We start from the raw sequence: 18,598 nt of genomic DNA on the forward strand, positions 1-18,598 counted from the left end.
GGGGCAGTCATGAAATTGAGCGATTCATTGGCGCAAAACAACGCCATTCTCCTGCAGGCCGAAGCCGCGGATTGGCGGCAGGCGGTGCGGCTGGGCGTTGATTTGCTGGTCGCGGCCGGCGTGGTGGAACCGCGTTATTTTCAGGCCATTATGGACGGCGTCGCCCAGCACGGCCCCTACTTTGTGCTGGCGCCGGGCCTGGCGATGCCGCATGGCCGCCCGGAGGAGGGCGTGCTGAAAACCGGGTTTGCATTGGTGACGCTGAAAACGCCGGTGTGTTTTGGCGATGCGGAAAACGATCCGATCGACATCCTGATCACGTTGGCCGCCGTGGATGCCCAGGTGCATCAGGAGGTGGGCATTATGCAAGTGGTCACTCTGTTTGAGGATGAAGCCAATTTTGATCGCCTGCGCGCCTGCCGCACCGCGCAGCAGGTACTGGATTTAATCAACCAAACGTCTGCGGCCGCAGTGCGTTAATCAGGAGAAATACGATGGCAAACCCATTACCAATGTTGCAGGTGGCGTTGGACAATCTCGCGCTGAGCGATGCCTTTCAAACGACCCGCCTGATTGCGGGTGAAGTGGATATTATCGAGGTCGGCACCATCCTGTGCGTGGCGGAAGGGGTACGGGCGGTGCGCGAATTGAAAGCGCTGTATCCGGATCGGATCGTGCTGGCCGATGCCAAGATTGCCGATGCCGGGAAAATTCTGGCGCGCATGTGTTTTGAAGCCAATGCCGATTGGGTGACCGTTATTTGCTGTGCGGATATTAACACGGTGAAAGGTGCGCTGGGCGTGGCGCGGGAGTTTAACGGCGACGTGCAGATCGAACTGACGGGGTTCTGGACCTGGGAGCAGGCGCAGGAATGGCGCGCGGCCGGAATACAGCAGGTCGTGTACCACCGCAGCCGTGATGCACAGGCTGCCGGCGTGGCATGGGGCGAGGCGGATATCGCCACCGTCCGTCGCCTAGCCGAAATGGGGTTCAGGGTGACGGTTACCGGCGGTCTGTCGCTGGAAGATCTGCCCTTGTTCAAGGGTATCCCCATCCACGTTTTTATTGCCGGGCGCAGCATTCGCGATGCGGCTAATCCGGTGGAAGCGGCGCGGCAATTTAAACATACCATTGCCCAACTGTGGGGTTAGGGAGCCAGCATGTTGCAAAAAGCCGTTTCGCTCGGCATCTATGAAAAAGCCCTGCCGCAGGGGGAAGACTGGCTGGCGCGCCTGCAGTTGGCGCGTGAACTGGGGTTCGATTTTGTTGAAATGTCGATCGACGAAAGTGATGAACGCCTGGCTAGGCTGGACTGGAGCCGCGAACAGCGCCTGGCGCTGGTGGATGCCGTATTGGTTTCCGGCGTCCGGGTGCCTTCAATGTGCCTGAGCGCGCATCGGCGCTTCCCGTTGGGCAGCGAAGACGACGGCGTGCGGGCGCAGGGGCTGTCGATCATGCAAAAGGCCATCCAACTGGCGCAGGATACCGGTATCCGGTTGATCCAACTGGCGGGCTACGATGTTTATTACCAGCAGAGCAACGGGGATACCCGTGCCCGGTTCCGTGCCGGGTTGGCGCAAGCGGTGGAAATGGCCAGCCGCGCGCAGGTGATGCTGGCAATGGAGATCATGGATTATCCGCTGATGAATTCAATCAGCAAGGCGTTGGGCTATGCCCATTATCTGAATAACCCGTGGTTCCAGCTCTACCCGGATATTGGCAACCTGTCTGCCTGGGATAACGACGTGCAGATGGAGCTGGCGGCGGGGCGTGGGCATATCGTGGCGGTACACGTTAAGGATACCCGGCCGGGCCAGTTTAAGAACGTGCCGTTTGGTGATGGGGTGGTTGAGTTTGACGCGTGCTTTGAAACGTTGTTGAACAGCGGTTACTGCGGCCCGTATTTGATTGAAATGTGGAGTGAAACCGCCGCCGATCCAGTTAGTGAGGTCAGCGCGGCGCGCGCCTGGGTGGTGGCGCAGATGCGCCGCGCCGGGCTAACGATAGGAGCAGGATCATGCTGGAGCAATTAAAACAGCAGGTATTCGCCGCCAATATGGCGCTGCCGGCGCATGGGCTGGTGACCTATACCTGGGGCAACGTCAGCGGTATCGATCGGGCGCGCCAATGGGTGGTGATTAAACCCAGCGGCGTCCCTTATGCCGAGTTACAGCCTGCGGATATGGTGGTGGTTAATATGGCCGGCGAGGTGGTGGAAGGGGCGCTGCGCCCCTCATCGGATACGCCCACGCATTTGGTGTTGTACCAGCAGTATCCGCAACTGGGCGGCATTGTGCACACCCATTCCACGCATGCAACCGCCTGGGCGCAGGCCGGCAAGCCGATTCCGGCGCTTGGCACCACCCATGCGGATTATTTTGCCGGGGATATTCCCTGCACTCGCGGGCTGTCGGCCGGTGAGGTGGCGCAGGCGTATGAGCATCATACCGGATTAGTGATTGTTGAAACCTTGGCCGATCACGAGCCGCTGCATACGCCGGGGATTGTGGTATATCAGCACGGGCCGTTCTGCTGGGGGAAAACGCCGGAGGAAGCGGTGCACAATGCGGTCGTCATGGAGGAGGTGGCAAAGATGGCATGGATTAGCTGTGGTATTAACCGGGATATTCGGCCTATCGATGAGCACCTGATGGAAAAGCATTTTAGCCGTAAGCATGGCCCCGGTGCTTATTATGGGCAGGGGTAATTTATCAGGGGAGGTTTCGCCGCTGATAATGGCGATAATACCCGGGTTTTCTGTGGCGCTGCAGCCTGCGCCATATCAGGCGGCCGCTGCGCGGCTGCCCTCACTGTGTCACTGCGCATAGGCTAATCCGCCGTTCGGCGCCTTCAATGGCTTCAACCCCCGTGCTCCATTTCCCCAAAATGCCCATATAAAAAAAGCGGGTTATGAATCGCCTGTGCTCAAACTGTTTTGCGAGGATGACGATACGGCAAAAATACGCAATTCGTCGTGTAATCATCACCAAACTGTTACCTCTATCACGCATAAATGTTTTTGTTTGGTTAACTCTTGGCTTGTTTGTTGGTTTTTGATTACAATCATGAGCGAAAACGAACATGTTAGAGCTATTTCGAACATTTGGAGGGAATCGACGTGGAAACCAAAGACTTGATCGTTATCGGTGGTGGCATTAACGGTGCCGGCATCGCGGCGGATGCTGCCGGCCGCGGGCTGTCCGTACTGCTACTGGAAGCGCAAGACTTGGCCTGCGCTACGTCTTCCGCCAGTTCCAAACTGATTCACGGTGGCCTGCGTTATCTGGAACACTACGAATTCCGCCTGGTCAGCGAGGCGCTGGCCGAGCGCGAGGTGCTGTTGAAACTGGCGCCGCACATTGCTTTTCCCATGCGTTTCCGTCTGCCGCACCAGCCGCATTTGCGCCCGGCGTGGATGATCCGCACCGGGCTGTTCCTGTACGACCATCTGGGCAAACGCACCAGCCTGCCGGGCAGCAAGGGCTTGCGCTTTGGCTCTGACTCGGTGTTAAAACCTTCGTTAACGCGCGGTTTCGAATATTCCGACTGCTGGGTTGATGATGCGCGCCTGGTGGTGTTGAACGCGCAGGAAGTGGTCGAACGCGGCGGCGAAGTGCGCACCCGCACCAGGGTTACCCGCGCCTGGCGTGAAGACGGCGTATGGGTGGTCGAAGCCACGGACGTCGACAGTGGCAAAACTCTCAGCTGGCGCGCCAAAGGTCTGGTCAACGCCACCGGCCCGTGGGTCAAACACTTCTTCGACGATGGCCTGCAGTTGAAATCGCCTTACGGTATCCGCCTGATCAAGGGCAGCCACATCGTGGTGCCGAAGGCGCATAACCAGCCGCAGGCGTATATCCTGCAGAATGAAGACCACCGCATTGTGTTCGTCATCCCGTGGCTGGATGAATTCTCCATCATCGGCACCACGGATGTGGAATATCACGGCGATCCCAAAGACGTGAAGATTGACGATAGCGAAATCGACTACCTGCTGAAGGTCTACAACGATCACTTCAAGAAGCAACTGGGCCGTAATGATATCGTCTGGACTTATTCCGGCGTGCGCCCGCTGTGCGATGACGAATCGGATTCGCCGCAGGCCATCACCCGCGATTACACGCTGGATGTGCATGACGATCAGGGCAAGGCGCCGTTGCTGTCGGTGTTCGGCGGCAAGCTCACCACCTACCGCAAGCTGGCGGAGCACGCGTTGGAAAAACTGGCGCGCTACTACCCGAAAGCCGGCCCGGCCTGGACTAAAAACGGCGCCCTGCCCGGCAGCGATATCGGCGGCGATCGTGACAGCTATGCCGCCAAACTGCGCCGCAAGCACGGCTGGCTGCCGGAGGCGCTGGCCCGCCGCTATGCGCGCACCTACGGTAGCCACAGCGAACAGATCCTGGCCGGCGCCAACGGCCTGGCCGATCTGGGTGAAGCGTTTGGCCACGGGCTGTATGAGGCGGAGCTGCGCTATCTGGTGGCGAAAGAGTGGGTGGTGGAACTCGACGATGCTATCTGGCGCCGCACCAAACTGGGCATGTGGCTGGACGAAGCGCAGCAGGCGCGCGTTAAAGAATGGCTGGCCCAGCACAGTAAACCGAAAACGCTGTCGTTGGCCTCGTAAGCCCGCGCGCTAACACCACAGGGGCAACCGCCCCTGTGGCCTGCCCCGGCATTACAGCTTGATCGGCTCGATGTGCCAGATTTCGTCCGCGTACTCCTGAATGGTGCGATCGGAAGAGAAATACCCCATATTGGCGATGTTCAGCACTGTACGCCGCGTCCAGTCATCCTGGTTGCTGTAGACCTCATCCACCCGATCCTGCATGTCCACATAGCTGCGGTAATCTGCCAGCAACTGGTAGTGATCGCCCAAATTCACCAGTGAATCAAACAGGTTGCTATAGCGGTTTGGCTCGCCCGGGCTGAACGTGCCGGTGGCAATCTGCGTCAGCGCCTGGTGCAATTCGGCATCCTGCTCGTAATAGCTGCGCGGGTTATAGCCGTTCGCCCGCAGCGCCTCCACTTGCTCAGCGGTATTGCCGAAAATAAAGATGTTGTCTTCGCCCACGTGTTCCAGCATTTCCACGTTGGCGCCGTCCAGCGTGCCGATGGTCAGCGCACCGTTGAGCGCGAACTTCATATTACTGGTGCCGGAGGCTTCGGTGCCGGCCAACGATATCTGTTCGGAAAGATCCGCCGCCGGGATGATCAACTGCGCCAGGCTAACGCTGTAGTTGGGGATAAACACCACCTTGAGATGATCGTGCATGCGCGGATCGTTGTTGATCACCTGCGCCACGTCGTTGATCAAGCGGATGATCTGTTTTGCCGCATAGTAAGCGGAAGCTGCTTTGCCGGCGAAAATCACCACGCGCGGCACGCTTTCGGCATCCGGATCCTGCAGCAGGCGATTATAGCGGGTGATCACGTGCAGCACGTTGAGTAACTGCCGTTTGTACTCGTGAATGCGCTTGATCTGCACGTCGAACAGCGCGTCCGGGTTGAGCACCACGTTAAGGTTGCGGGCGATCCAAATCGCCAGCCGCCGTTTGTTTTGCTGCTTGGCATCGTGGATCAACTGCAGAAAGCTGGGGTAATCCACGTTCGCTTTGATTTCGCTCAGTTGGCTCAGGTTGGTACGCCAGTGCTGGCCGATGGCATCGTCCAGCACCGTGGAAAGCGGTGGGTTAGCCAGCCCCAGCCAGCGGCGCGGCGTGACCCCGTTAGTCTTATTACAAAAGCGCGTGGGGAAGATACGGGCGAAATCGGCAAACAGCGATTGCACCATCAGTTCGGAGTGCAGCGCGGAAACCCCGTTCACCTTATGGCTGGCCACCACCGCCAGCCAGGCCATACGCACCTGCCGGCCGTGGGCCTCGTCAATGATGGAAACCCGCGCCAGCAGCTCGTTATCGCCGGGCACCAGTTCCTGCACGTGCTTCAGAAAGTGATCGTTGATCTCGAAGATCAGTTGCAGATGGCGCGGCAGGATCTTGCCCAGCATGTCCACCGGCCAGGTTTCCAGCGCTTCGCTCATCAATGTGTGGTTGGTATAGGAGAAGACTTGCGCCGTTACCGCCCAGGCGTCTTGCCAACTGTATTTGTGCTCATCAATCAATAGCCGCATCAGCTCGGGGATCGACAATACCGGGTGCGTATCATTCAGGTGAATGGCGATTTTGTCGGCCAGGTTGTCGAAGCTTTTATGCATCCACCAGTGGCGGTTGAGGATATCCTGCACCGTGGCCGACACCAGAAAATACTCCTGGCGCAGGCGCAGCTCGCGGCCGGAATAGGTGGAATCGTCTGGGTAGAGCACGCGTGACACGTTCTCCGAGTGGTTTTTATCCTCAACCGCCGCAAAATAATCCCCCTGGTTAAACTTACCCAGGTTGATTTCATTACTCGCTTGCGCGCTCCACAACCGCAGCGTGTTGGTGGCGGCGGTATCAAAGCCGGGTATCACCTGGTCATAAGCAATCGCCAAGACTTCTTCGGTCTCCAGCCAGCGGGTTTTCAGCCCCTCCTGCTGAATACGGCCGCCAAAGCGCACTTTGTAGCGGGTGTTATGGCGCGGGAATTCCCATGGGTTGCCGTATTCCAGCCAGTAATCCGGCGATTCCATCTGCTGGCCGTTAACAATATTCTGCTTGAACATGCCGTATTCATAACGGATGCCGTAACCGCAGCCCGGCAGCGCCAGCGTCGCCAGTGAATCCAGGAAACAGGCGGCCAGGCGCCCCAGCCCGCCGTTGCCAAGACCGGGATCGTTCTCTTCCTCCAGCAGTTCGCTCAGATCCAGCCCCATATCATTGAGCGCTTTATCGATGTCGTGATAAATCCCCATCGACAGCAGCGCGTTCGATAGCGTCCGGCCAATCAGGAACTCCATCGACAGGTAATAGACCTGCCGCACATCCTGCGACAGCTGGGCGCGGCTGGAGCGCAACCAGCGCTCCACCATACGATCGCGCACCGCAAACAGCGTGGCGTTCAGCCAATCGTGCTTAGTGGCAATGGCCGGGTCCTTGCCGACAATAAACATCAGTTTATAGGCGATGGAATGTTTCAGCGCTTCCACACTGACCGTGGGTGAGGTGTAACTAAACGGTGAAGTCATAGCTGTGAGATCCCATGTAGCGTGATTACAACAAGCGTTGATAAAGCGACAGATACGCCTTGGCCGCAACGTGCCAGCCAAAGTCCAGCCCCATGGCGTAGCGTTGCACATGGCGCCAGTGTTTCTGCCGGCTCCACAGCACCATGGCGCGCCGGATAGCATTCCCCAGCGCTTTGGCGTCACTATCATCAAACACAAACCCACTGGCGGTGCCGTCGGCCAGGTTTTCCAGCGCGCAGTCAACCACCGTATCCGCCAGGCCGCCGGTGCGGCGCACCAACGGCAGCGTGCCGTATTTCAGCCCGTAGAGCTGGGTCAGCCCACAGGGCTCAAAACGGCTTGGCACCATGATCACGTCCGCGCCGCCGATGATGCGATGCGAAAACGCCTCGTGATAACCAATCTGCACCCCCACCTGCTCGGGGTAATCGGCCGCTGCCGCCAGAAAGGCCTGCTGTAGCACCGCATCCCCGGCACCGAGCAGCACCAACTGCCCCCCCTGATCCAGCAGCGCGGGCAGGGCTTCCAGCACCAGATCCAACCCTTTCTGGCTGGTGAGCCGGCTGACCACAGCGAATACCGGCAGCGATTCGTCCGCCTTCAGCCCCATGGCCCGTTGCAGGTACACCTTGTTTCTGGCCTTTTCTTTCAGATTGTCGGCGTCATAGCGGGCGCTCAGGCGCACGTCATGCGCCGGATCCCAAATTTTTTCATCCACGCCGTTGAGGATGCCGCTCAGCCGCCCCTGCCGATGCCGTTCCTGCAATAACCCTTCCATCCCGTAGCCAAACTCCGGCCGGGTGATCTCGCGGGCATAGGTCGGGCTGACGGCGGTAATATGGTCAGCATAGAACAAACCGGCCTTCAGGTAGGACATTTGGCCGTGGAACTCCAGGCCGTAGACGTTGTAAAACGCCGGCGGCAACCACAGTTCGCTCACGTGGTGGGCGGAGAACAGCCCCTGATAAGCCAGGTTATGCACGGTGAAAATCGCGCGCGCCGGGTAGCCGTTGGCCGCCAGATAGGCGCAGGCCAGGCCCGCATGCCAGTCGTGCGCATGCACCAACTCCGGCCGCCAGTAGCGATCCAGCCCCTTGGCCAGCTCGCAGGCCATCCAGCCCAGCAGCGCGAAGCGCAGGTGGTTATCGGCATAGGCGTACATTGACTGATCGTGATACGGGCTGCCTGGGCGATCGTACAGCCAGGGGGCATCAATCAGGTAAACGCCAACCCCCTGATAAACGCCGTAACGCAGCCCGACGCGGCCGGCAAACGAGTCAATCTCGGCCACCATCGCCGTGTCGGGGATACCTTTGAAGACGTCGGTAAAGCCCGGCAACAGCACCCGGACATCAGCACCCTCGGCAATTTCCGCTGCCGGCAATGCCCCTACAACGTCTGCAAGCCCTCCTGTTTTCAGCAGGGGGAACATCTCAGAGCATACGTGTAATACCTGCATTATCACTCCTGAAATTCGGCTTAATTCCTTTGAGAGAGATATAGGGGAGCAGCGGGCTTTCCCTACAATTTCGACAACATGTCGCGCGTTACCAGCACAATCCCGCCTTCGGAGCGGTAAAAGCGTTTGCTGTCTTCGTCGGCGTTCTCGCCTATCACCATCCCTTCCGGGATCTGGCAGGCCCGATCGATAACGCAGCGCCGCAGGCGGCAAGAGCGGCCCACGTTCACGTCGGGGAGCAATATCGCCGAATCAATATGGCAAAAAGAGTTCACCCGCACGCGCGGGAACAGCACCGAGTGCACCACCACGGAACCCGAGACGATGCAGCCGCCGGAAACCAGCGAGTTCATGGTCATGCCGTGGCTGCCGGAGCGATCCTGCACAAACTTGGCCGGCGGCAGGGGCTCCATATGCGTGCGGATGGGCCAGGCGCGATCGTACATATCCAGCTCCGGGGTCACCGAAGCCAGATCCAGATTGGCACGCCAATAGGCGTCCAGCGTGCCCACGTCCCGCCAGTACGGCGGCAGGTCGGGGTTGCTGGTTACGCAGGACAGCGTGAAAGGGTGCGCCCAGGCGGCCTGCTGGGCGGTGATTTTCGGGATCAGGTCTTTGCCGAAGTCGTGGCTGGACGACAGCACTGACATATCTTCTTCCAGCAGTTGGAACAGATATTCGGCGTCAAAAATGTAAATCCCCATGCTGGCCAGCGCCATATCGGGGTTGTCCGGCATGGCCGGCGGATCGGCCGGTTTTTCCAGAAACGCCATGATGCGCCCTTGGTCATCGACGCTCATCACGCCGAACTCAGACGCTTCGCCGCGCGGCACCGGAATGCAGGCCACGGTACACAGGGCACCTTTTTCCACGTGGTCGATCAACATGCGCGAATAATCCATTTTATAGATGTGATCGCCGGCCAGGATGACCACATATTCCGCGTTATAGCGGCGGATGATATCCAGGTTCTGATAAACCGCGTCGGCGGTTCCCTTGTACCAATGCTCGGTGCTCAGGCGCTGTTGGGCGGGGAGCAGGTCGACAAACTCGTTCATTTCTTCATTCAGAAACGACCAGCCGCGCTGAATATGCTGCACCAGAGTATGGGATTGATATTGGGTGATCACGCCGATCCGGCGAATGCCGGAGTTTAGGCAGTTGGATAAGGCAAAATCGATGATGCGGAACTTGCCGCCAAAGTGAACGGCAGGCTTGGCGCGGTTTGAAGTTAAATTTTTCAAACGCGAACCGCGGCCACCGGCCAGGATAAGCGCGACGGATTTAATCGGTAGTTGGCGTGCCAACATCAGGGGGTCGTTATTTTCAAACCTAACCATAGCGGACTCCTTATTATTGCTTTGCCAGCACGCAAAGCGAGTGCGCGGCCTGGCGCCAGGCGGGTAAAGCCGCCCGCGAGTCTTCCTGATTAAAAGGGGCCACAATGCGCCAATCGCCTTCAGGTAACGTCATCTGCACCGCCAGCGCGGTGGCGTTGATCACCACCAACCAGCGTTGCGACAGCCGGATCTGCAGTTGCCTTTCACCGTGTTCCCACTGCTGGGCGCTGAGCGGGTTCCCGCTGGCATCCAGCCAGGCCACGCTGCCGTCGCCCTGCTGCCACCAGCGATCCTCGCGCAAGGCGGGGATTTGGCGGCGCAGGCGGATCAGCGCGGCGGTGTAGGCGGTAAGGGAATCATCGGCAGCGGCCCAATCCAGCCAGGTAATGGCGTTATCCTGGCAGTAGGCATTGTTGTTGCCTTGCTGGCTATGTCCATGCTCATCACCGGCCAGCAACATCGGTGTGCCCTGAGAAAGCAGCAGCGTCGCCAGCATTACCCGCTGGCTGGCTCTGCGCCGTTGTATCACGGCATCATCGGCCACCGGGCCTTCCACGCCGTGGTTGTGGCTAAAGTTACGTTCGCTGCCGTCGCGGTTTTCCTCTCCGTTTGGCAGGTTGTGTTTTTGGTTGTAGCTCACTACGTCCTGTAGGGTAAAACCGTCGTGGGCGGTCAGCATGTTGATGCTGGCGTAAGGGGCTCGCCCACGCTGGTTGAACAGATCGCTGGAGGCGGCGAACCGCCGGGCGAACAGGGCAAGGGGCACATCCCCCCATAGCCAGAAGCGCCGCATATCATCACGAAAATGGTCGTTCCATTCGGCGAAGCGCCCGGGGAACGCCCCCACCTGGTAGCCGCCGGGGCCGATGTCCCACGGCTCGGCGATCAGCTTGCAGCGTGAAAGCGTATCGTCGGCCAGGATGGCCTGCATCAACGGCGCATCGCGGTCAAATGCCGGTGTGCGCCCCAGCACCGTGCCCAAATCGAAGCGAAAGCCGTCAACGTGGCATTCCCGCACCCAAAAATGCAGGCAGTCCAGCACCCAGGCCACGCCGCCCGGCAGATCCAGGCGCACGGTATTACCGCAGCCGGTATGGTTGACATAGTCCCCTTGCGGCGTTAGCCAGTAGTACGCCGGGTTATCAATGCCGCTGAACGAGAGCATCGGCCCGTCGCGATCCAGCTCGGCGCTGTGGTTGAACACCACGTCCAGGATCACTTCAATACCGGCCTTATGCAGCGCTTTTACCGCATCGCGCAGCTCACGCAGCGGCGTCATGCCGGGGCGCTGGGAGCTGAAGCGGTTGTCTGGCGCGTAGGGCGCCAGCACGTTGTAGCCCCAGTAATTGCTCAGGCCAAGGCGCTGCAGCCGTGGTTCCGTGGTGTGTTGCTGAACCGGCAACAGCTCAAGCGCGGTGATGCCCAGCCTGCGGAAATGGGCGATCATGGCCGGGTGGCCAAGCGCGGCAAACGTGCCGCGCAGTGCCGCGGGGATGGCCGGGTGTTGCTGGGTCAGGCCGCGCACATGGGCTTCATAAATGACCGTTTCCCCCCACGGGGTGGCGGGCGGGCGATCGTCTTCCCAATCATAGGGCTCATCAATCACGATGCATTTGGGCACCAGCGCCGCGCTGTCGTGCGGATCCGGCAGCGCATAGCCGCCGTGCAGGCGAGGATCGTCCGTCACCGGCCCTTCCACCGCGCGCGCCGCCGGGTCCAGCAGTAGCTTCGCCGGGTTAAAACGCAGGCCCTGCGCCAGATCGTATGACCCATAGACCCGGTAGCCGTAACGCTGGCCGGGTTTGCCGCCCGGTAGGTAGCCATGCCAAACATCGCCGCTGTGCATCGGCAACGGCAGGCGCGTTTCCGTCCCCGCGCTGTCGAACAGGCACAGTTCTACCCGTTCGGCGTGCGCGGAATAGAGCGCAAAATTGATGCCGTTGCCGTCGTAGTGTGCGCCCAGCGGTGCGGCAAAGCCGGATTCCATCGCCATTAGCGCGCCCCCTGCAATAGGTAAACCGTCGCCAGCGGCGGGACAGTCACGCTGATTGAGTGCGCGCGGCCGTGGCTGGCGACCGGCTCTGAGATGACGGCGCCCTGGTTGCCGATATTACCGCCGTGGTAATGGTGCGAATCGGTATTGAGGATTTCCAGGTATTCGCCCGGCTGCGCGATGCCGATGCGGTAGTGATAGCGCGGCACCGGGGTGAAATTGCTGATGACGATCAGCGTATTGCCCTGTGTATCGTAGCGGGCAAAGCTGAACACCGAGTTTTCGTGATCGTCGACCACCAGCCATTCGAATCCATCGGGGAAATAGTCCCGTTCATACAGCGGCGCATGGCGGCGATAGCAGTGGTTGAGATCGCGCACCAGGCGCTGCACGCCGTGGTGCCAGTTATCCGCACCTTCCAGCAGGTGCCAGTCCAGGCTGGCGTCAAAATTCCACTCGCGGCCCTGGGCGAACTCGCCGCCCATAAACAACAGTTTTTTGCCGGGGTGCGCCCACATAAAGCCGTAATAAGCGCGCAGGTTGGCAAATTTTTGCCAGGCGTCGCCCGGCATGCGATCGAGCAGCGAGCGTTTGCCGTGCACCACTTCATCGTGCGAAAGCGGCAGCACAAAGTTTTCGGTATAGGCATACAGCATGCCGAAAGTGAGCTTACCGTGGTGATATTTGCGGTACACCGGATCGAGCTGCATATAATCCAGCGTGTCGTGCATCCAGCCCAGGTTCCATTTGTAGTGGAAGCCCAGCCCGTTGGCATCCGGCGGCAGCGTCACCCCGGTGTAGTCGGTGGATTCCTCCGCCAGCGTGACCGCTCCCGGCCTGGCCTGGCCGATGGTCTGGTTGGTGTAGCGCAGAAAGGCGATCGCCTCCAGGTTCTCGTTGCCGCCATAGCAGTTTGGCACCCATTCCCCTTCGGCCCGGCTGTAATCGCGATAGATCATCGAAGCAACCGCATCCACCCGCAGGGCATCGATGCCAAAACGTTCCAGCCAGTAAAAGGCATTCCCCGCCAGATAGTTACGCACTTCATGGCGGCCATAGTTGTAAATCAGGGTGTTCCAGTCTTGGTGGAAGCCTTCCCGCGGATCGGCATATTCATACAGCGCCGTGCCGTCAAAGTTGGCCAGGCCGTAGGCATCGCTGGGAAAGTGCCCTGGCACCCAGTCGAGGATGACGTTAATCCCCGCTGCATGCGCCGCGTCGACGAAGGCCTTGAATTCCGCCGGCGAGCCGAAGCGCCGGGTGGGGGCATACATGCCCAACGGCTGGTAGCCCCAACTGCCGTCGAACGGGTGCTCGTTGATCGGCAGCAGTTCGATATGGGTGAAGCCCATTTCCTGCGCGTAAGGGATCAGCTGTTCCGCCAGTTCCTGGTAGCTGAGCCAGAAGTTGTTGTCGCTGTGGCGGCGCCAAGAGCCGAGATGCACCTCGTAAATGGAGATTGGGCGATCGAAGCCATTGGCAAGTTGGCGCTCCGGGGCGTTGTACACCACGTCAGGTAGCGGGGTGATCAGCGAAGCGGTATCCGGCCGCATTTGTGCTTCAAACGCATAAGGATCGGCCTTTAACTGGGTATTGCCATAGCAATCGATGATTTCGTATTTGTACAGTTGCCCGCTTTGCACCCCCGGCAAAAACAGCTCCCAGATGCCGTTCTCTTTGCGTAGGCGCATCGGATGGCGGCGCCCATCCCAGAAGTTGAACTCGCCAACCACGGAAACGCGCTGGGCGTTGGGAGCCCAGACGGCGAAGCTGACGCCGGGAATATCGTCCAGCGTGGTCAGGTGCGCCCCCAGCCGCTCGTAAGGGCGCAAATGCGTGCCTTCGGCCAGCAGCCAACTGTCGATGTCTTGCAATAGGGGGCCGAATCGATAAGGATCTTCCACGATCTGTTGGTGATCGTGCCAGTTAACCCGTAATTGATAACGAAAGGCGTTTTTTCGCCGTGGGATGGTGGCGCTGAAAAAACCGCGCGGATCGTCACAATTAAGCTGAACCAGGCGGCGGCCGGTACTGGCTTCCTGCACCCAAACCTCGTTCGCATCAGGCAACAGTGCGCGCACCTGCAGGCCGCTCTCGGTGGCATGCATGCCCAACAGCGCGAAAGGATCGGCATAATGACCGGAAATGAGCTGATTAATCACGTCACGATCGGGAAGTACTGACATAGTTTCTTCCTTTGCTTAATAGCATGATCTTGAAGAGGGACTAAAACGCACAAGTCATTGCCTGTGCGTTTATCATGCAATTCATTCACTCTCTAAAGCGTGATTGCGGTCGGTTATTGATTAATCTTTACATTTCCGCCCTAAATTGCGCTTTTTTTGCTTATTAATGGGTCTTTTTCACGCCGGTTATAATTTGGCCAACGTGTTTTGTAAGCATAGTCAATGTCTGTAAAAAACAGGGGGGTAAGCACAAGGAATTTTTTTATCGCCGGGAGAAAGCAAAAACACGGTGGGCGTGGGTAAACCCAAACAGTGGGTGGGGCAGCAGGTAATCCGTTGTTTGTATGGCGCTAATAGCGATAGCCGTGAATTATCAGGTACGTTGCGCGCCCGGAATTGGCAGCAAATGCGTTTTTACGGCCAGGCATAGCGCGTTGCCACACCATGCCTGGCTGATTGAAACCCCGCCGCAGGCTGACGGCGGCGCCAGAGTTACAGCAGAATACGCAGCATACGGCGCAGCGGTTCGGCCGCACCCCACAGCAACTGATCGCCCACGGTAAACGCAGACAGGTACTGTGGCCCCATATTCAGCTTGCGCAGGCGGCCAACCGGCGTGTTTAGCGTGCCGGTGACTGCCGCAGGCGTCAGTTCGCGCATCGACAGTTCGCGGTCGTTCGGGATCACCCGCACCCAGTCGTTATGGGTCGCCAGCAGTTGCTCGATTTCCGGCAGGGAAACGTCTTTTTTCAGCTTCAGGGTGAATGCCTGGCTGTGGCAGCGCAAGGCGCCGACGCGTACGCACAGGCCGTCGACCGGGATCACGCTGGTGGTGTTCAAAATCTTGTTGGTTTCCGCCTGGCCTTTCCACTCTTCGCGGCTTTGGCCATTATCCAGCTGCTTGTCGATCCATGGGATCAGGCTGCCGGCCAGCGGTACGCCAAAGTTGTCGGTTGGCAGTTTGCCGGAACGGGTCGCTTCGGTGACTTTGCGTTCAATATCCAAAATGGCAGAGGCCGGATCCTGCAGCTCTTTCGCCACTTCGGCATGCAGCATCCCCATCTGCGTCAGCAGTTCGCGCATGTGGCGCGCACCGCCGCCAGAGGCTGCCTGGTAAGTGGCGACAGAGGCCCACTCCACCAGATCGTTGGCGAACAGACCGCCCAGCGACATCAGCATCAGGCTGACGGTACAGTTACCGCCAACAAAGGTCTTGATGCCTTTATCCAGCCCCTGTTGAATCACCTCATGGTTAACCGGATCCAAGATGATAATCGCGTCTTTTTCCATGCGCAGAGACGATGCTGCGTCGATCCAATAGCCTTGCCAGCCGCTTTCACGCAGCTTTGGGTAAATTTCGTTGGTATAATCGCCGCCCTGGCAGGTAATAATGATATCCAGCGCACGCAGCGCTTCAATATCATAGGCATCCTGCAGCGTGCCCTGCTGCTGGCCGCCGATGGCTGGCGCGGCAGCGCCGTGCTGCGAGGTGGAAAAGAATACCGGGCGGATGGCGTCGAAATCACGCTCCTGGGCCATGCGTTGCATGAGCACGGAGCCAACCATACCGCGCCAACCGATGAGACCAACATTTTTCATATTACTGTCCTGCCTGCAAAGTGACGACTAAGTTATCCCTTCACCTTACAAAATGTAGGTACGGGCGCAAAGTGAATTTATTCGATTGTCGGGGAATTATCAGCAATCTTGCTTATAGGCATCAAGGTACCGGCAGGAACACCGGGGCCACAATTACAATCTGAGGTAATGCATGACAGAGATGATTTCAGCCACGGTGCTGTTGTTTTTAATTATGGATCCGCTTGGCAACCTGCCCATTTTTATGTCGGTGCTCAAACACCTGGAGCCGCGCCGCCGCCGGGTGGTACTGATCCGCGAGTTGTTGATCGCTCTGCTGCTGATGCTGGTGTTCCTGTTCGCCGGCGAAAAGATTTTAGCGTTCCTCAATCTACGCACTGAAACCGTCTCGATCTCCGGCGGCATTATCTTGTTCCTGATTGCCATCAAAATGATTTTTCCTACCAAGGAGGGCAGCAGCACCGGGCTTTCTGCCGGTGAAGAGCCTTTTTTGGTGCCGCTGGCGATCCCGCTGGTGGCCGGGCCTTCTATTTTGGCGGCGTTGATGCTGCTTTCACACCAGTACCCGAACCAATTGCCACACCTGGTGGCGGCATTGCTGATTGCCTGGGGGATTTCAGCCACCATCCTGCTGCTGTCGAACCTGTTTTTGCGTTTGTTGGGCAGCAAGGGCGTGAGCGCCCTGGAAAGGCTGATGGGGTTGATTCTGGTGATGCTTTCCACCCAAATGTTTCTGGATGGGGTGCGCGCCTACCTCAAGCTATAGCGATTGTGAAAATGGGCGCGGCATGCCGCGCCCGTTTCGGGTTAAATCAGCCTTTCCAGCAGCAGGCAGCCGATCAGGCCGCAGACTGAGATAATGGTTTCCAGCACTGACCAGGATTTGATGGTTTCCATGATGGTCAGGTTGAAATACTCCTTGAACAACCAGAAGCCCGGATCGTTCACGTGCGAGAAAATCACGCTGCCGGAACCGACCGCAATCACCATCAACTCCGGGCTTACGCCGGTGGTGGCAATCAGCGGGGCAGCAATACCGCCGGCGGTAATCGCCGCCACGGTTGCCGAGCCCAGCGCAATACGTAACACGGCGGCAATCGACCAGGCCATCAGCAGCGGCGACACATTGCTGCCGTGCATCATGCCGGCAATGTATTGCTCCACGCCGCTATCGACCAGCACCTGTTTGAAGGCGCCGCCACCGCCGATGATCAACAGCATCATGGCGATGATTTTTATCGAATCGGTAATGGTGCCCATCACTTCATCCATGGTGCGGCCACGGTTCAGACCAAAGGTAAAGATGGCTATCAGCACCGAGATCAGCGTTGCCATCACCGGATCGCCAAAAAACTCGGCGTAAGGCAGCACCGCATGGCCCTTCGGCAATACCATCTCCGCGATGGCGCGCATCGCCATCAGGATCACTGGCACCAGCGCGGTTGCCACGCTGACGCCAAAGCTCGGCATCTCTTCTTCGGTGAAGGTTTTCGGGTTATACAGGCCTTCCGGTACCGGTTTATCAATCCCTTTCAGGAAACGGGCATACACCGGCCCGGCCAGAATAACGGTGGGGATCGCCAATATGGTGCCGTACAGCAGGGTTAGCCCCATGTCCGCATGGAAGATGGTGGCGATTGCCGTTGGCCCTGGGTGTGGCGGCAGAAAGCCGTGGGTAACGGACAGGGCGGCGGCCATCGGCACCCCAACATACAGCAGCGGGATACGTGCGGAAGCGGCAATGGTAAATACCAGCGGCAGCAGCAGCACAAAACCCACTTCATAGAACAGCGCAAAGCCGACGGTGAAACCGGTCAGCACTACTGCCCACTGAATATTTTTTTTGCCGAACTTATCGATCAACGTGGTGGCGATGCGTTGTGCGCCGCCGCAGTCCGCCAACAACTTGCCGAGCATGGCGCCGAAGCCCATGATCAATGCCAAGCTCCCAAGCGTGCCGCCAACGCCGGCCTTAATGGAGGCAATGACTTTGTCTACCGGCATGCCTTGCATGATACCAACCGCCAGGGCAACAAGCACCAAAGAGATAAAGCCGTTCAGCTTAAAGCGAATCATCAGCAGCAACAGTAGCGCTACGCCGACGGCAACAATCACTAATGGCATAATTTTTTCTCCAATTTTTACTGCTTAGCCTGTTTGCGATACTGCGGCGAACAGGGTGTTTGCTCTATATTGGCGCCCTCATCTGATGCCAAGAGAGCATGAGGGCGATGGGGTACAAAATTCTTATCTCGGGTGATCTATCCTTTGTGACAATAATCACATCTCCATTTGTTACCGGTATCATGATACCGGTAACATGGTAATATTCGGAACCAGGTTACCCAGCAAAATTCGCATTCTGAGATAGAGATCAAAATTATGGCAGGAAAAAGCATCATCCTGATGGGCGTCTCCAGCAGCGGCAAATCCACGATTGGCGCGGCGTTGGCGCAGGAAATCCATGCAAAATTCATCGACGGCGACGATTTGCATCCGCGCGCCAATATCCAGAAGATGGCGAGCGGCCACCCGCTCAACGATGACGATCGGGCGCCGTGGCTGGAACGGTTGAATGATGCGGCCTATAGCCTGGTTCATAAAAACGAAACCGGCATTATTGTCTGCTCCGCGTTGAAACGCCGCTACCGCGACCGCCTGCGCAAAGATAACGACAATATGGTGTTTATTTACCTGAAAGGCAGCTTCGATGTGATACTCAACCGCATGAAGGCACGTGCCGGGCACTTTATGCCGCCTGAGCTGCTGAAAAGCCAGTTTGACGCGCTGGAAGCGCCCGGCCCGGATGAAAAAGACGTGATCTGCATCGATATTGATACCGACGTCGCCAGCGTGGTGCAACGCTGCGTTACCGCGTTAAAGGCGAAATAATTC

14 protein-coding genes are annotated in these 18,598 nt (G+C 58.4%); 7 read left to right on the forward strand and 7 right to left on the reverse strand.

Going from position 1 to position 18,598, the window contains the following annotated elements:
• Nucleotides 1–9: 9 nt before the first annotated feature.
• The 5 genes from ulaC to glpD all read left to right on the forward strand — a co-directional run bounded on the left by ulaC (nt 10) and on the right by glpD (nt 4,627).
• Nucleotides 10–480: a PTS ascorbate transporter subunit IIA gene (gene ulaC, locus ACN28Q_RS12800; protein ID WP_095846690.1), complete on the forward strand. Its 471-nt coding sequence runs from the start codon at nt 10–12 to the stop codon at nt 478–480.
• A 14-nt stretch (nt 481–494) separates the two neighbouring features.
• Nucleotides 495–1,151 (forward strand): 3-keto-L-gulonate-6-phosphate decarboxylase UlaD, encoded by a 657-nt coding sequence (locus tag ACN28Q_RS12805; RefSeq protein ID WP_183096696.1) that lies wholly within the window; start codon nt 495–497, stop codon nt 1,149–1,151.
• A gap of 9 nt (nt 1,152–1,160) precedes the next feature.
• Nucleotides 1,161–2,033, forward strand: coding sequence for an L-ribulose-5-phosphate 3-epimerase (locus ACN28Q_RS12810; protein ID WP_095846692.1), 873 nt, complete (start codon nt 1,161–1,163; stop codon nt 2,031–2,033).
• Nucleotides 2,021–2,707 (forward strand): L-ribulose-5-phosphate 4-epimerase, encoded by a 687-nt coding sequence (locus tag ACN28Q_RS12815; RefSeq protein WP_095849021.1) that lies wholly within the window; start codon nt 2,021–2,023, stop codon nt 2,705–2,707. The genes ACN28Q_RS12810 and ACN28Q_RS12815 overlap by 13 nt, the downstream gene beginning before the upstream one ends.
• A 411-nt stretch (nt 2,708–3,118) precedes the next feature.
• Nucleotides 3,119–4,627: a glycerol-3-phosphate dehydrogenase gene (gene glpD / locus ACN28Q_RS12820; RefSeq protein WP_095846693.1), complete on the forward strand. Its 1,509-nt coding sequence runs from the start codon at nt 3,119–3,121 to the stop codon at nt 4,625–4,627.
• Nucleotides 4,628–4,678: 51 nt separating this feature from the next.
• Here the strand turns inward: glpD and glgP are convergent, their stop codons facing one another.
• The 6 genes from glgP to asd all read right to left on the reverse strand — a co-directional run bounded on the left by glgP (nt 4,679) and on the right by asd (nt 15,703).
• Nucleotides 4,679–7,126 (reverse strand): glycogen phosphorylase, encoded by a 2,448-nt coding sequence (glgP, locus tag ACN28Q_RS12825; protein WP_095846694.1) that lies wholly within the window; start codon nt 7,124–7,126, stop codon nt 4,679–4,681.
• Nucleotides 7,127–7,151: 25 nt separating this feature from the next.
• Entirely contained in the window at nt 7,152–8,585 is a 1,434-nt protein-coding gene (glgA, locus tag ACN28Q_RS12830; protein ID WP_095846695.1) for a glycogen synthase GlgA, read from the reverse strand.
• Nucleotides 8,586–8,647: 62 nt separating this feature from the next.
• Entirely contained in the window at nt 8,648–9,925 is a 1,278-nt protein-coding gene (glgC, locus tag ACN28Q_RS12835) for a glucose-1-phosphate adenylyltransferase (protein ID WP_095846696.1), read from the reverse strand.
• A gap of 13 nt (nt 9,926–9,938) precedes the next feature.
• Nucleotides 9,939–11,918, reverse strand: a complete 1,980-nt coding sequence (glgX, locus tag ACN28Q_RS12840) for a glycogen debranching protein GlgX (RefSeq protein ID WP_095846697.1) — start codon at nt 11,916–11,918, stop codon at nt 9,939–9,941.
• A complete protein-coding gene (gene glgB / locus ACN28Q_RS12845) occupies nt 11,918–14,104 on the reverse strand; it encodes a 1,4-alpha-glucan branching enzyme (protein WP_095846698.1) in 2,187 nt (728 codons plus the stop codon). The genes glgX and glgB overlap by 1 nt, the downstream gene beginning before the upstream one ends.
• A 492-nt stretch (nt 14,105–14,596) precedes the next feature.
• The gene (gene asd, locus ACN28Q_RS12850) at nt 14,597–15,703 is read right to left on the reverse strand and encodes an aspartate-semialdehyde dehydrogenase (protein ID WP_095846699.1); all 1,107 of its coding nucleotides are present in this window, start codon (nt 15,701–15,703) and stop codon (nt 14,597–14,599) included.
• 172 nt (nt 15,704–15,875) lie between these two features.
• Between asd and ACN28Q_RS12855 the strand changes: the two genes are divergently transcribed.
• A complete protein-coding gene (locus ACN28Q_RS12855; protein ID WP_165907083.1) occupies nt 15,876–16,469 on the forward strand; it encodes a YhgN family NAAT transporter in 594 nt (197 codons plus the stop codon).
• Between the two features lie 41 nt (nt 16,470–16,510).
• Here ACN28Q_RS12855 and gntT read toward each other — a convergent pair whose 3' ends face one another.
• Nucleotides 16,511–17,827, reverse strand: a complete 1,317-nt coding sequence (gene gntT, locus ACN28Q_RS12860) for a gluconate transporter (protein WP_095846701.1) — start codon at nt 17,825–17,827, stop codon at nt 16,511–16,513.
• A 258-nt stretch (nt 17,828–18,085) separates the two neighbouring features.
• On the opposite strand from gntT, the gene ACN28Q_RS12865 reads away from it, so the two are divergent.
• A complete protein-coding gene (locus ACN28Q_RS12865; RefSeq protein ID WP_095846702.1) occupies nt 18,086–18,595 on the forward strand; it encodes a gluconokinase in 510 nt (169 codons plus the stop codon).
• The last annotated feature ends 3 nt before the right edge of the window (nt 18,596–18,598 follow it).

The organism is Gibbsiella quercinecans, from assembly GCF_002291425.1.
Taxonomy (GTDB): Bacteria; Pseudomonadota; Gammaproteobacteria; order Enterobacterales; family Enterobacteriaceae; genus Gibbsiella; species Gibbsiella quercinecans.

What these genes read in the sequence shown, in the direction of transcription:
- ACN28Q_RS12855 (WP_165907083.1), top strand. Translation starts at nt 15,876, where the DNA reads ATGACAGAGATGATTTCAGCCACGGTGCTGTTGTTTTTAATTATGGAT.
- asd (WP_095846699.1), bottom strand. Translation starts at nt 15,703, where the DNA reads ATGAAAAATGTTGGTCTCATCGGTTGGCGCGGTATGGTTGGCTCCGTG.
- glgP (WP_095846694.1), bottom strand. Translation starts at nt 7,126, where the DNA reads ATGACTTCACCGTTTAGTTACACCTCACCCACGGTCAGTGTGGAAGCG.
- glgC (WP_095846696.1), bottom strand. Translation starts at nt 9,925, where the DNA reads ATGGTTAGGTTTGAAAATAACGACCCCCTGATGTTGGCACGCCAACTA.
- gntT (WP_095846701.1), bottom strand. Translation starts at nt 17,827, where the DNA reads ATGCCATTAGTGATTGTTGCCGTCGGCGTAGCGCTACTGTTGCTGCTG.
- ACN28Q_RS12865 (WP_095846702.1), top strand. Translation starts at nt 18,086, where the DNA reads ATGGCAGGAAAAAGCATCATCCTGATGGGCGTCTCCAGCAGCGGCAAA.
- ulaC (WP_095846690.1), top strand. Translation starts at nt 10, where the DNA reads ATGAAATTGAGCGATTCATTGGCGCAAAACAACGCCATTCTCCTGCAG.
- ACN28Q_RS12810 (WP_095846692.1), top strand. Translation starts at nt 1,161, where the DNA reads ATGTTGCAAAAAGCCGTTTCGCTCGGCATCTATGAAAAAGCCCTGCCG.
- glgA (WP_095846695.1), bottom strand. Translation starts at nt 8,585, where the DNA reads ATGCAGGTATTACACGTATGCTCTGAGATGTTCCCCCTGCTGAAAACA.
- glgX (WP_095846697.1), bottom strand. Translation starts at nt 11,918, where the DNA reads ATGGCGATGGAATCCGGCTTTGCCGCACCGCTGGGCGCACACTACGAC.
- ACN28Q_RS12805 (WP_183096696.1), top strand. Translation starts at nt 495, where the DNA reads ATGGCAAACCCATTACCAATGTTGCAGGTGGCGTTGGACAATCTCGCG.
- glgB (WP_095846698.1), bottom strand. Translation starts at nt 14,104, where the DNA reads ATGTCAGTACTTCCCGATCGTGACGTGATTAATCAGCTCATTTCCGGT.